General features: G+C 72.0%; 11 protein-coding genes. 4 read left to right on the forward strand and 7 right to left on the reverse strand.

All coding sequences use genetic code 11. The annotated features are described in order from the left end of the window. A partial coding sequence (locus ABZ646_RS26245; RefSeq protein ID WP_360523585.1) for a M48 family metalloprotease occupies positions 1–695 on the reverse strand: 695 nt, incomplete at its 3' end. Then, complete coding sequence (locus ABZ646_RS26250; RefSeq protein ID WP_360523588.1) at positions 692–1,075, reverse strand: BlaI/MecI/CopY family transcriptional regulator; 384 nt, start codon at positions 1,073–1,075, stop codon at positions 692–694. The genes ABZ646_RS26245 and ABZ646_RS26250, both read right to left, overlap by 4 nt. 246 nt (positions 1,076–1,321) lie before the next feature. Between ABZ646_RS26250 and ABZ646_RS26255 the strand changes: the two genes are divergently transcribed. Beyond that, a complete protein-coding gene (locus ABZ646_RS26255) occupies positions 1,322–2,275 on the forward strand; it encodes a lysylphosphatidylglycerol synthase domain-containing protein (protein WP_360523591.1) in 954 nt (317 codons plus the stop codon). A gap of 47 nt (positions 2,276–2,322) precedes the next feature. On the opposite strand, the gene ABZ646_RS26260 is transcribed toward ABZ646_RS26255, so the two are convergent. Further along, positions 2,323–3,024 carry a phosphatase PAP2 family protein gene (locus ABZ646_RS26260; protein ID WP_360523594.1) on the reverse strand — a complete coding sequence of 234 codons (702 nt, stop codon included), beginning with the start codon at positions 3,022–3,024 and terminating at the stop codon, positions 2,323–2,325. After that, entirely contained in the window at positions 3,021–3,680 is a 660-nt protein-coding gene (locus ABZ646_RS26265) for a DedA family protein (protein WP_360523596.1), read from the reverse strand. The genes ABZ646_RS26260 and ABZ646_RS26265 overlap by 4 nt, the downstream gene beginning before the upstream one ends. Before the next feature lie 265 nt (positions 3,681–3,945). On the opposite strand from ABZ646_RS26265, the gene efeU reads away from it, so the two are divergent. From efeU to ABZ646_RS26280, 3 genes are all read left to right on the forward strand, one after another. Beyond that, positions 3,946–6,120: an iron uptake transporter permease EfeU gene (gene efeU / locus ABZ646_RS26270; protein ID WP_360523599.1), complete on the forward strand. Its 2,175-nt coding sequence runs from the start codon at positions 3,946–3,948 to the stop codon at positions 6,118–6,120. 47 nt (positions 6,121–6,167) lie between these two features. Then, entirely contained in the window at positions 6,168–7,439 is a 1,272-nt protein-coding gene (efeB, locus tag ABZ646_RS26275; RefSeq protein ID WP_360523602.1) for an iron uptake transporter deferrochelatase/peroxidase subunit, read from the forward strand. 137 nt (positions 7,440–7,576) lie between these two features. Beyond that, the gene (locus ABZ646_RS26280; RefSeq protein WP_360523605.1) at positions 7,577–8,737 is read left to right on the forward strand and encodes a HoxN/HupN/NixA family nickel/cobalt transporter; all 1,161 of its coding nucleotides are present in this window, start codon (positions 7,577–7,579) and stop codon (positions 8,735–8,737) included. 15 nt (positions 8,738–8,752) lie between these two features. On the opposite strand, the gene ABZ646_RS26285 is transcribed toward ABZ646_RS26280, so the two are convergent. From ABZ646_RS26285 to sthA, 3 genes are all read right to left on the reverse strand, one after another. Then, positions 8,753–9,712, reverse strand: coding sequence for a hypothetical protein (locus ABZ646_RS26285; RefSeq protein ID WP_360523608.1), 960 nt, complete (start codon positions 9,710–9,712; stop codon positions 8,753–8,755). Positions 9,713–9,724: 12 nt separating this feature from the next. Further along, positions 9,725–11,197 (reverse strand): APC family permease, encoded by a 1,473-nt coding sequence (locus ABZ646_RS26290; RefSeq protein ID WP_360523611.1) that lies wholly within the window; start codon positions 11,195–11,197, stop codon positions 9,725–9,727. A 297-nt stretch (positions 11,198–11,494) separates the two neighbouring features. Next, positions 11,495–12,787, reverse strand: a 1,293-nt coding sequence (gene sthA, locus ABZ646_RS26295; RefSeq protein ID WP_360523614.1) for a Si-specific NAD(P)(+) transhydrogenase, incomplete at its 5' end; no start/stop codon positions are given.

Here is a 12,787-nt window from a genome sequence, read left to right on the forward strand (position 1 = left end):
GCGCTGAGGGCGGCGCGGGCCAGCGCGCGGGCGGTGGTCGCCCGGTCGCCGACGGCGGCCGCGGCCTGCTCGTCGGCCCAGCGCTCCACCAGAAAGGCCACCGCCGAACGGACCGGCACGAGCAGCGGGTTGGCGGCCACGGCCAGGGTGGTGGCCGCCACCAGGCTGCCGTGCCGGTGGGCCAGATGGGCCCTTTCGTGGGCCAGCAGCACCCGCCGCTCCGCCGGTGTCAGCGCGCCCAGCATCGCCGAGGTGACCAGGATCCGGCCTGGCCGGCCCGGGATCGCGAACGCCTGCGGCACCTTCGAGGCGGCCACCACCAGCTCGGTGTCCCGTGGCTGCCCCTCGCACAGCCGCCGCAGCGCCCGCCGGGTACCGCGTTCGGCCCGGACGGCCCGCTGCACCCGCCACACCACCACGACCAGCGCGAGGCAGGCGGCGACGCCGATCACCTCCGGTACCGGATCGGCCAGCCGGTGTCCGTCCTCGTGGGCCTCCCGGACCACCGGCGGCGCGTCGCCGAGCAGAGCGGTCGTCAGCAGGATCAGGGACCAGGTGGTGGCGGCCGCGGTCAGCACGGCGGCCGACGCCAGCACACGCGCCGCCAGCGCCGGGGCCACCCGTCGGCCGATCACCGGACAGAGCAGCGGCAGCACCAGGGAGACCAGCAGCGGGGTGTAGACGTCGAACCTCATGCGCCGCCCCCGGCGAACAGGTTCCTGAGCGCCCGTTCCTCCTCCGGGCCCAGCCCGGACACGAACTGCTGGAGCGCGGCGATCGGGTCGGGCCCGCGGTCCAGAGCCTCGTGCATGGCCTCGGCCGTCAGCTCCGCCGCGTTCTTCGCCGGCCGATAGGCGCCGCGCCGCCCGTCCGCGTCCCGCAGCACCAGCCCTTTGTCGTACAAGCGCTTCAGGATCGTGTGGACCGTGTTGTAGGCGAGTTGGCCGCCGATCTCGGACTGGATCTCGGCCGGGGTCAACGGGCGTTCGGTCGCCCACAGGGTCGCCAGGACCTCGCTCTCCAGCTCCCCGGCGCTGCGCCGCTCCGCTCTGCCACGGGACCCTGTGCCAGCCATGGCTCAACCTTACAGGGTGTAGGGCCGCCGTCCGGGTGGGTGCGGCGCGCGGTGGGCACCGCGAAAGCGGGTTAGTTTTGCAGTGTTTGTCCATGCGTGTCCCTGAGACCGAGGTCAGCCCTACACGTTGTAGGGTTTTTGACCCTACGGTGTGTAGGAAAGAGGGGTGGGTGGATCGATGGCCGTGAGCGCGCACGCCGTACTCGTCAGAAACCGCCGGCACGGCGCCACGCCACCGGCCGGGGCATGAGCGCGCCGCCGGAAGCCGGCTCCGTCGCGGTCCGCCGGCCACTGCACTACTGGCAGAGCGGCCTCTGTCTCACCCTGCTGCTGTGCGGGCTCTACCTGGCCCGGCGGCACTGGCCCACCGTGCAGCACGGGGCCGGGCGGCTGGCCGTCGCCGACCAGGGCTGGCTCCTGGTGGCGGCCACGGCCGCGGTCGGGACCTGGGCCTCCTCGGCGCTCGCCCAGCAGGGGGCGGTCACCGAACGGCTGCCCGGACGGCGGCTGGTCGCCGCCCAGTTCGCCGCCTCGGCCGCCAACCACATGCTGCCCGCCGGACTCGGTGCGGGCGCCGTCAACCTGCGCTTCCTGATGCGCTGCGGGCTCCCGGCCGGCCGTGGCGCCTCGGCCCTCGCCGTCAAGGCCACCGCCGGGGCCGTGGTCCGCCTCGTCCTCATCGCCGCGCTCGCCCCCGCCTGCCCGGGCCTGCTGCGGGTCCCGCACGTCCCGCCGGTCCTGTTCCTGGCCGGCTGCGGGGCCGTGGCCACCGTGGTCGGCGTACTGCTGCGCACCCGGTGGTGGCCGCGCTGCCGGGCCGCGGTGGTGACCGTGGCGGGCGACATCCGGGCGGTGCACGCCCACCCGGCCCGCGCGGCGGCCCTGTGGGGCGGCTCCCTCGCCTTCGCCGCACTGCACTCGCTGGTCCTGATCGCGGTCACCCAGGCGATCGAACTGCCGCTGTCCCCGGCCCGGGTGATGCTGCTCTACCTCGCCGCCAGCGGCGCCGCCGCGCTGCTGCCCACCCCGGGCGGGCTCGGCTCGCTGGACGCCGCCCTGGCGCTCGCCCTCACCGCGTCGGGCGCCCCGGCCGCCGCGGCCACCTCCGCCGTACTCGGCTACCGGCTGCTGACGGTGTGGCTCCCGCTGCTGCCGGGGCTGTTGGTGCTCGGCGTGCTGATCCGGCGCCGGGCGCTGTGACCGTGCGGGCGTTCCCCGGCGGCCCGCATCATCGGACGGGCGTGGCGTCAGCCGGTGGTCACCGGCCGGTCCGGTGCCTCGGCCCCGTCACCGGGGCCCGGCGGCAGCCAGGCCACCGGGAGCCACCTGGCCGCCGCGCACCCGCACACCCCGAGCCAGCCGACGGCGAACAGCCAGCCGCCGAGCACGTCGGTGAACCAGTGCACCCCGAGGAACACCCGGGTCAGTCCCACGGCGCCCCCCCAGCAGGCGACGGTCGCACGCCAGATCCACCCGCCGTGCGGGACCCGGACGGCCAGGGCGAGCAGGACCAGGCCGGCGGTCAGCGCGGCCGTGGTGCTGTGGCCGGACGGGAACGACCAGCCGGAGGCCAGGGTCTCCCAGTCCTGCTCCGGCGGCCGGGGGCGGGCGACCAGCGCCATCACGCCGTACCGGAGCGCCTGCCCCAGGGCGAGGCAGAGGATGCCGAGGAGCACGGTGCCCGCCCGCCCGCGCCGCCCGCGGCCCGCCAGCAGTCCGGCCAGGACGACGAGGGCGTACGGGACGACCCCGGTGCCGGTCATGGTGATGCCCCGGGCCACGGCCACCGCCACGTCCGGACGGTGCCCGAGCGACCAGGCGTGCAGAGTCCGGTCCAGGGCGAGCGGGGCGCCGTGCCGGCCGCTCACGAGCAGCGCCAGCAACCCGAACGCCGCCCAGGCGCCGAGCCCCGCGCTCCCGGCGAACTCCGCGACCCGCCTGCGGTTCATGACTCCCGTGCGGCCCTGCGGGACCGCAGCACCTCGGCCGCGAGCGGGATCAGCGAAACGGCCACGATCACGGCGATGATCGGCAGCAGGTACCGGTCCACGTTCGGGATCGACGAGCCCAGCGCGTACCCCGCGAGCGGCAGACCGAGGCTCCAGACCAGGCCGCCGACGGCCTGCCAGAGGGTGAAGGTGCGGACCGGCACCCCGAGGGCCCCGGCCAGCGGGTTCAGCACCGTGCGCACCACCGGCACGAAGCGGGCCAGTACGATCGCCTTCGCGTGGCCGTAGCGCTCCAGCAGTTCCTCGGTGCGCCGGGCTCCCTCGTGCAGGCGCTGCGAACTGCTTCTCGCCAGCAGCGCGCCGCCGGCCCTGCGGCCCAGCAGGTACCCGGTCTGCGAGCCCGCGAGCGCCCCCACCGCCGCCGCGACCAGCAGGGCGGGCAGCGAGAGCTTCAGGCCCTGGCCGGAGGTGCCGGTGCAGAGCAGGCCCGCGGTGAACAGGAGTGAGTCGCCCGGCAGGAAGAAGCCGATCAGCAGCCCCGTCTCGGCGAACATCACCACGCCGACACCCAGCACGCCGAACGCGGCCAGCAGCGAGTGCGCGTCCAGTACGTTGACGGCGAGCTGCACCGCCGGCTGGTGTGGGGGAGTGGTCATCGGCACGCGCCCTCTCGTTGCTCGACTACACATCTGTAGACGGTCTGTCGAACTGTAGTCGATGACCGGGCCGGGCGGGTTCGTCCGGCAGGCCGTGTCTCCCTGTGCGTTGTCGCGGCCGGTCCCGGCTTTTGCCGCACCATTGCCTGTTCATGACCGGTTGACTACATGGGTGTAGTCATCATGGTCGAGCGGAAGTAAGGCATGCCTTCACTAAGTTCGAGCCACGGGGCGGGGACGGGCCTGCCGGGGAGGGCTGCGGCGGATGTGGGACGACGCGTTTCCGAGTTTTCTGATCGGTCTGAGGGAAGGCCTTGAGGCCGGGCTGATCGTCTCCATCCTCGTGGCCACCCTGGTGCGGGCCGGGGCCAGGAACCGGCTGCCGCAGGTGTGGACCGGTGTCCTCGCCGCGATCGCGCTGGCGCTGAGCTTCGGCGCGGTACTCACCTTCACCGCCGCGTCGCTGTCCGAGACCGCACAGGAGGCCTTCGGCGGCACCCTCAGCGTGATCGCGGTCGCCTTCGTCACCGCGATGGTCTTCTGGATGCGCCGCTCCGCCCGGAGCCTCTCCGGGGAGATCAAGGAGAAGGTGACCGGGGCGCTCGCCATGGGCTCGGGCGTCCTGGTGGTCACCTCGTTCCTCGCGGTCGGCCGCGAGGGCCTGGAGACCGCGCTGTTCCTGTGGACCACCGCCCAGGCGGCCGGCGAGTCCGCGGGCCCGCTGGCCGGCGCCGGGATCGGCCTCGTCCTGGCGGCCGGCCTGTGCTGGGGTCTGTACCGGCGCGTCCTGCGGATCAACCTGACGAAGTTCTTCACCTGTACGGGTGCGGTCCTCATCGTCATCGCGGCCGGCGTCCTCGGCTACGGGCTGCGGGACCTCCAGGAGGGCGGGGTGTTCCCGGGCGGCACGGCGTACGCCCTCGACCTCAGCGGCAGCGTCGACGCCGGCTCCTGGTACAGCACCCTCCTCCAGGGCGTCCTCAACATCACGCCGACCATGACCTGGCTCCAGGTGACCGGGTACGCCGGCTATCTCGCGGTCGTCATGACCCTGTTCGTGCGCGGAGTACGAGCGACGGCCCCGACGCCCGCCACCGCACGGACGGCCGACGGCGGCGCGGCGGCGCGGCCCGCCGGGGAGAACCCGGAGGCGCAGCAGGGTCCGGCCGCCACCGACCGCCCCGACTCGCAGCCGCCCGCCGCCGGCCCCGAGCCGACACCCGGCCCGGAGCACCCTGAGCCCCCGCACCCGCAGTCCCAGCCTGTGAAGGGGGCGCGGCGGCGGCCCGCCTGGGTGGTGCCTGTCGCCGTGGTGGCCGTGCCTGCGGTGGTCGCCGGTCTCTTCGTCGCCCTCGCCCGCCCCAAGCCCGGCAGCGGCCAGACCGTCGCCGTCTCCGAGACCGAGTGCGGCAAGGGCTTCACGGCACCCGATCCCGGCCGCCGGACCTTCCAGATGCAGAACACCGGCAGCAAGACCTCCGAGGTGTATCTGATCGACCCGAGCACCAACGCGGTGTACGGCGAGATCGAGGGCCTCGCCCCCGGCACCACCCGCGCCCTGGTCGCCACCGTCGCCGGCGGCACCTACGCCTGGCGCTGCGTCCCCTCCGGCGGCCGGGCCGTCACCTCCAGGCCGGTCACCGTCAGCGGCCGCGGAAGCGGCGCCAAGGCGGTCGTACCGGTCTCCGAGAGCGACCTCGCCGCCCCGCTGAAGGCGTACGAGGCGTACGTCGACCAGGGACTCGCCACCCTCGTGGCCCAGACCCGCACGCTCGACGCCGACATCGAGGGCGACCACCTCGACCGGGCCCGCACCGACTGGCTCACCGCCCACCTCACCTATTCCTCCCTCGGCGCCGCCTACGGCACCTTCGAGGACTTCGACAAGAAGATCAACGGTCGCGCCGACGGCCTCCCGGGCGGCGTCGGCGACCAGGGCTTCGCCGGCTTCCACCGGATCGAGTACGGGCTGTGGCACGGGCAGTCGGCGGCACAGCTGAAGGCCCCCGCCCAGGCGCTCGCCGAGGCCGTTGCCGGCCTTCGAAAGGCTTTCCCCACCCAGGACTTCGACCCGGGCGACCTGCCGCTGCGCGCCCACGAGATCCTGGAGAACACCCTCCAGTTCGAGCTGACCGCCGACACCGACGAGGGCAGCGGCACCAACCTCGCCACCGCGGACGCCAACCTGGCCGGCACCCGCGAGCTGCTCACCGTACTGGAGCCGCTGCTGACCACCCGGGCGCCGAAGCTGCTGCCGGCCGTCGACGCGGACGTGGCCCGGCTGCAGAAGCTGCTGGACGCCGAGCACCGGGGAACCGCCTGGACCCCGGTCGAGAAGCTCGACACCGTCACCCGGCAGCGGATCAGCGGAGCCACCGGGCAGCTCCTGGAGGACCTCGCCCCGGTGCCGGACCTCCTGGAGATCAGGAAGTCCGCCTGATGAACCCCGCACAGCACCAGCACCCGTACGACGAAGGGAACCCTCCGATGTCCGCTGCCGACACCCCGTCCTGCCCGGTGGGCGCGGGCCGCCGTTCCTTCGTGCGCACGGCGCTGGGCGCCGGGGCCGCGGGCGCGGTGCTGGCCGGCGGCGGCTTCGCGCTCAGCCAGGCCGGCGGCACCGCGCAGGCGCAGGCCGCCGACGCGACGAGCTCCACCAGGATCCCCTTCCACGGCGCCCACCAGGCCGGCATCCTCACCCCGGCCCCGGCCGCCGCCACCTTCGTCTCGCTCGACGTCATCGCCGACAGCCGGCAGGAACTCGCCGAGCTGCTGAAGACGATCACCGAGCGGGCCCGTTTCCTCACCTCCGGCGGCACCCCGGAGGACCTCGGTGTCGGCGCGCCGCCCTCCGACAACGGCATCCTCGGCCCGGACGTCCCCACCGACGCACTGACCGTCACGGTCGGCGTCGGCGCCTCCCTGTTCGACGACCGCTACGGCCTGGCGAAGGCGAGGCCGGCCCGGCTGACGCCCATGCGGACCTTCCCGAACGACAACCTGAACGCCGCCGAGTGCCACGGTGACCTCTCGCTGCAGATCTGCGCCGACAGCCAGGACACCGTGCTGCACGCCCTGCGGGACATCGCCCGGCACACCCGTGGGGCCATGCAGATCAAGTGGCGCATCGACGGTTTCCAGAACGCCCCGCGGCCGACCGGCGCCCAGCGCAACCTGCTCGGCTTCAAGGACGGCATCGCCAACCCGGACGTGCACTCCGCCCGCGAGACCGACCGGCTGATCTGGGTGGGCGACGGCCAGGGCGAGCCCGCCTGGACCGTCGGAGGCAGCTACCAGGTGATCCGGATCATCCGGATGCTCGTGGAGTTCTGGGACCGGGTCTCGCTCAGCGAGCAGGAGCTGATGTTCGGCCGCCGCAAGGACACCGGCGCCCCGCTCGACGGCGCCAAGGAGACCGACATCCCCCAGTACGCCAAGGACCCCGAGGGCAACGCCATCCCGCTGGACGCCCATATCCGGCTGGCCAACCCGCGCACCGCGAAGACCGACGGCACCCGCATCCTGCGCCGGGGCTACAACTACGACCGGGGGATCGACAGCGTCGGCAACCTCGACATGGGTCTGGTCTTCTGCTGCTACAACCAGGACGTCAGGCGCCAGTTCGAGGCCACCCAGACCCGGCTCGTCGACGAGCCCCTCGTCGACTACATCTCCCCGACCGGCGGCGGCTACTTCTTCGCCCTGCCCGGCGTGCGGAACACCCGGGACTGGCTGGGCAGCGGGCTCCTGTCCGCCTGAGCGCCTTACCTTCCCTTTACCGTCTCATGGGAAAGGCCTGCCACTGCCTTTAGTGCGAACGATTTGCAAGTACGGGAGTATGGCACCAGGCTGTCGACAGCAGCTGCTCAGACCCGACCGAAGGATGCCACCCCCCGATGACGGCCGCCCCTGGTTCCGCTCCGTCCCTCCCCGCCCAGGCCGAGACCAAGCGCTCGGCCTGGCGCCGTGTCCGCGGTTCCATGACGCGGCAGGAGTGGGCCAGGGTCGGGGGGATGGCGGGGTTCGTGCTCGCGCTGCACGTCATCGGCTGGGGCACGCTGGTCGGGATCATCGCTCCGCAGCACTTCAGCGTCGGCAAGGAGTCCTTCGGCATCGGCATCGGCATCACCGCGTACACCCTCGGCATGCGGCACGCCTTCGACGCCGACCACATCGCGGCGATCGACAACACCACCCGCAAGCTGATGGGCGAGGGGCAGCGCCCGCTGTCCGTCGGCTTCTGGTTCTCCCTCGGCCACTCCAGCATCGTCTTCGGCCTCTCCCTGCTGCTCTCGCTCGGCATGAAGACCCTGGCCGGACCGGTCCGGGACGACGGCTCGCACCTCCACGAGGTGACCGGCCTGATCGGTACGACGGTCTCCGGCACCTTCCTCTACCTCATCGCCGGCATCAACCTCGTCATCCTGGCCGGCATCTGGAAGGTCTTCCGCCAGATGCGCTCCGGCGCCTACGACGAGGCCGCCCTGGAGACCCAGCTCAACAACCGCGGTCTCATGAACCGCTTCCTCGGCCGGGTCACCGGTTCGATCAGCAAGCCCTGGCAGATGTACCCGCTCGGTCTGCTGTTCGGCCTCGGCTTCGACACCGCCACCGAGATCGCCCTGCTGGTCCTGGCCGGCTCCGGCGCCGCGTCCGGGCTGCCCTGGTACGCCATCCTCACGCTGCCGGTACTGTTCGCGGCCGGCATGTCGCTGCTCGACACCATCGACGGTTCGTTCATGAACTTCGCCTACGAATGGGCGTTCTCCAAGCCGGTCCGCAAGGTCTACTACAACCTCACCATCACCGGTCTGTCCGTCGCCGTCGCCCTCATCATCGGCACCGTCGAGCTCCTCGGCCTGCTCGCCGACAAGCTGGACCTGCACGGCTTCTTCTGGGACTGGATCGCCGGGCTCGACCTCAACACGGTGGGCTTCGTCATCGTCGGCCTCTTCTTCGCCACCTGGGCGATCGCCCTGCTGATCTGGAAGGCGGGCCGGATCGAGGAGAAGTGGACGACGGGCCTGGCCCGGCCCGCCGAGCAGACCGAGGGCTGACCCGCCGTCCCGGCCTCAGCCGCGCACCCTCAGGTCCGCGCGCCACTTGACGAGTTGCTTCTCCGGATCGCCGGTGTACGACCAGGGGGTGCGGGTGGCCCGCGTCCCCTGGAGCCGCAGCAGGGCCGAGGCGATGTCGGTCACGCCGGCCTGACAGGCCGCGTGGGTCAGGTGGTTGACGTCCCGCAGCTCGCCCGGTGCGAGGGGGGCGTCGGGGCGCTGGGCGATCCAGCGTTCCCAGGTGCGCCGCACGTCGTTGACCGCGCCGTCGTGCTTCCAGTGCTGGCTCAGCTGCACGGAGGTCTGCTGCCCCTGCGCCGCGTCCATGACGAACCGGAACTCCTCGACGCGGGCGTACTGCACCAGGACCGGCAGCGCACAGCCCGGTGGCGCCACCCCGGCCGCGTCGCGGGCGAAGTCGTACATCAGGCCGTGGGTGCCGTGCCAGCGCGCGGAGTAGTAGTGCAGGATCTGCAGGTGGCCCTCCACGTTGTATGGGTCGCGCCGGTGCAGCTCGTCCCACCAGCGGGCGAGTTCCTGGCGGCGCACCCCGGTCGGGTACAGCCGGGCCACCGAGATCAGCGAGACCCAGGGGGTCGGGTCCTGCGGGTGTGCCTCGGCGGCCGCCAGGCAGGCCAGTACGGCGGTGTCGATCCTGGACCGGTCGATCGGGGCACCCCGGCCCGCCGAGATGGCCAGGGTGAACGCCCGGGCCGTCTCGGTCGCCGCCCGCAGCACCAGCGCGTCGGCGCTGTGCGGTTCGGCGGCCAGCCAGGACTCCGCCGTCGAACTGCCCGCGCAGGCCTGCGCCAGCAGCCGGACCCGGTGCCCGCGGACGAGCCAGTCGGGCCCCGTGGTCCGCAGCAGTGCCCGAAGACCCTGCCAGCGGCCGATGACGATGTCCTGCCGGGCTGAGGTGAGGGACTCGTCCCCGCAGTCCGGGTCGAAGTCGGGGGCGAAGCGGTCTCGCGCCATCGGACTCGTACCTCAGAAATCGGTGGGGAGGCCCTCGTAGGCCCGGGCCTGTGCGGTGGCGTGCTCGTCGGGGACCCAGTCGGCCTCGACCGTGCGGGCGGCGTCCAGCCTGGCCGGCCGGTAGTAGTCGCTGCCCTGCTTCCAGTACCAGAGCATCGGGATCAGGCCGACGGCCAGGCCGCCGATGCCGATCGTGATCGCCGCGCCGCTCAGCTCGCCGAGCGACTCGACGAAGATCCAGAACATGAACACCGCGCCGAACAGCGGCCACAACCCGCCGAGCAGGAAGTTGCCCGCAGACCTGAACAGCATCTTGCGGTAGGCGACGACCACGGCGAGACCCGCGAGACCGTAGTAGACGGCGATCTGGAGGCCGATCGCCGAGATGGCGTCGGAGAGGATCTCGCCCACCGATCCGAGGGCGTTGGAGGCGATGAACATCGCCAGCGCCACCGCGCCGACCACGGCGATCGCCACGTACGGGGTGTTCCAGGTGCGGTGCACCTTGCCGAGCGCGGCCGGCATCGTACGGTCGCGGCCCATCGCGAACAGCGAGCGGGTGACCTGGATGAGGGTGGTCTCGAGCGTGGCGATGGTGGAGAGCATCACGGCGACGACGAGCAGCTTGCCGCCCCAGCCGGGCCAGATCTCGTCACCCAGCACGCCGAGCACGTCGGCGTCGTTCCTCTCGATCTGGTCCGAGGACAGGATCACGTTCACCGTGATGGTGAACACCTCGAACAGGGCGAAGACGATGCCGACCCCGATCAGGCCCGCGAGGCCGGTGGTACGGCGGGAGTTGCGGGTCTCCTCGCTGAGGTTGCTGGTGACGTCCCAGCCCCAGTAGTAGAAGGCGGCGATCAGCGCGCCCGAGGCGAAGCCGGAGACGCCGTCGAAGTGGCCGAAGCCCAGCCACGACCAGTCGAAGGTGCGGGCGTTGCCGGTGTGGAACAGGGCCAGTACCGCGAAGAGCAGCAGGATCGCCAGTTCGATGCCGGACATCAGCAGCTGGGCGCGCACGGTGAGGCGGGCGCCGCCGAGCACCACCGCCAGCATGATCACGAACCAGGCGGCGCCGACCACCGTCGACAGTGCCACGTTGTCGGCGAGGCCCGCGTCGACCAGGGACAGTGTCATCGAGCCCGCGGGCAGCGATCCGGCCACCATGAAGATGGTCGCGGACACCACCAGCGCCCAGCCGCTGACGAAACCGAGGAAGGGATGCAGGGTGCGGCCCACCCAGGAGTAGCTCGCGCCGGCGTTCACGTCGATACGGCCCAGGTAGCTGAAGGCGAGCGCGATCCCGAGCATCGGTATCGCGCACCACAGCAGGGCGGCCGGACTGGCCAGCCCGACCGCCCCCACGAGGACCGCGGTGGTCGCGGCCAGCGAGTACGCCGGTGCGCTGCCCGCGACGGCCATGACCACCGTGTCGAACGTGCCGAGGGCGTTGGCCTGCAGCCCTCTGCCCCTGTTGTTGCTCATGGTTGTGCTGCTTTCCGGTCGTGCAGGGCGCACGGAGTGCAGGCCCGCGGTGGTACGGGTGGGGGGTGCGCGACCCGCCTCGTACCCGTCGAGGGATGACCTCGGGCAAGCGGCCGGTCAGAAAGCGAGGAAAAGGGTGGTGAGGGCCGCGTGCCGAGAGTCGGCGAACGGTCACACCGCGTGTGTGGGTGTGACTATAGCGGCCCTTTTTGACCTTTCAAGCAGACTGATCGGTAATCACATATGCCACTTCGAGCAGGTCGACTCCGGCGCCGGAAGCAGCGGTTCCGGTGACCCTCAGTCCTCCAGCCGGTCGAGCTGACGCAGCTTGTTGGTGGCGTCCAGGGCGGCGACCTTGTACGACTCCGCGAGCGTCGGATAGTTGAACACCGCGTCCACCAGGTAGTCGACCGTGCCGCCGCAGCCCATCACCGACTGACCGATGTGGATCAGTTCTGTCGCTCCGGTTCCGAAGCAGTGCACACCGAGCAGCCGCCGGTCCTCGGGGGAGACCAGCAGCTTGAGCATGCCGTGCGAGTCACCGATGATCTGCCCCCGGGCCAGCTCCCGGTAGCGGGCCACCCCGACCTCGAAGGGCACGCAGTCGTCGGTGAGTTGGTCCTCGGTGCGACCGACGAAACTGATCTCCGGGATGGTGTAGATCCCGATCGGCTGGAGGTGGTCCATCTCCCCGACCGGCTCCCCGAAGGCGTGGTAGGCGGCGACCCGGCCCTGTTCCATCGAGGTCGCGGCGAGCGCCGGGAAACCGATGACGTCACCGACGGCGTAGATGTGCGGCACCTCGGTGCGGAAGTGCTCGTCGACCTTGATCCGGCCCCGCGGGTCCGCCGACAGCCCCGCCTTGCCGAGGTCGAGTTCATCGGTCAGGCCCTGCCGGCCCGCCGAGTACATCACCGTGTCCGCCGGTATCTTCTTGCCGCTCTCCAGCACGGTCAGTGTGCCCCGCGGATGCCGCTCGACGGCGGCCACGGTCTCCCCGAAGCGGAAGGTGACGGCCAGGTCCCTGAGGTGGTACTTCAGCGACTCGACGACCTCGACGTCGCACATGTCGAGCATGGCCGCGCGCTTCTCGACCACCGTGACCTTGCTGCCGAGCGCCGCGAACATCGAGGCGTACTCCATGCCGATCACGCCGGCGCCCACGATGACCATGGAGCGCGGCACCCGCTCCAGCGACAGCACGTTGTCCGAGTCCATGATGGTGCGGCCGTCGAACTCGACGCTGTCCGGGCGGGCCGGCCGGGTGCCGGTGGCGATGACGATGTGTTCGGCGGTCAACAGCCGTTCGTCCCCGCCCGGTTCGCGCAGGGCGACGGTGTGCGGGTCCCGGAACCGGCCGGTTCCGGAGCAGAGGGTGACGTGGTTGCGGGAGAGCTGGTTGCGGATGACGTCCACCTCGCGGCTGACCACGTGCTGGGTGCGCGCGGTCAGGTCGGCGACGGTGATCTCCTCCTTCAGCCGGTAGCTCTGGCCGTACAGGTGACGCTGGCCGGTGTTGCTGCCGGTGGTACCGGCCTTGCCTGCGGCGCTGCGTCGCGGTGTGCCCGCGGCACTGCTGTCCACACTCAC

The sequence above is a fragment of the Streptomyces sp. NPDC007162 genome (assembly GCF_040634175.1).
GTDB lineage: Bacteria > Actinomycetota > Actinomycetes > Streptomycetales > Streptomycetaceae > Streptomyces.

What these genes read in the sequence shown, in the direction of transcription:
- ABZ646_RS26285 (WP_360523608.1), bottom strand. Translation starts at nt 9,712, where the DNA reads ATGGCGCGAGACCGCTTCGCCCCCGACTTCGACCCGGACTGCGGGGAC.
- efeU (WP_360523599.1), top strand. Translation starts at nt 3,946, where the DNA reads ATGTGGGACGACGCGTTTCCGAGTTTTCTGATCGGTCTGAGGGAAGGC.
- ABZ646_RS26250 (WP_360523588.1), bottom strand. Translation starts at nt 1,075, where the DNA reads ATGGCTGGCACAGGGTCCCGTGGCAGAGCGGAGCGGCGCAGCGCCGGG.
- ABZ646_RS26290 (WP_360523611.1), bottom strand. Translation starts at nt 11,197, where the DNA reads ATGAGCAACAACAGGGGCAGAGGGCTGCAGGCCAACGCCCTCGGCACG.
- ABZ646_RS26265 (WP_360523596.1), bottom strand. Translation starts at nt 3,680, where the DNA reads ATGACCACTCCCCCACACCAGCCGGCGGTGCAGCTCGCCGTCAACGTA.
- ABZ646_RS26260 (WP_360523594.1), bottom strand. Translation starts at nt 3,024, where the DNA reads ATGAACCGCAGGCGGGTCGCGGAGTTCGCCGGGAGCGCGGGGCTCGGC.
- efeB (WP_360523602.1), top strand. Translation starts at nt 6,168, where the DNA reads ATGTCCGCTGCCGACACCCCGTCCTGCCCGGTGGGCGCGGGCCGCCGT.
- ABZ646_RS26280 (WP_360523605.1), top strand. Translation starts at nt 7,577, where the DNA reads ATGACGGCCGCCCCTGGTTCCGCTCCGTCCCTCCCCGCCCAGGCCGAG.
- ABZ646_RS26255 (WP_360523591.1), top strand. Translation starts at nt 1,322, where the DNA reads ATGAGCGCGCCGCCGGAAGCCGGCTCCGTCGCGGTCCGCCGGCCACTG.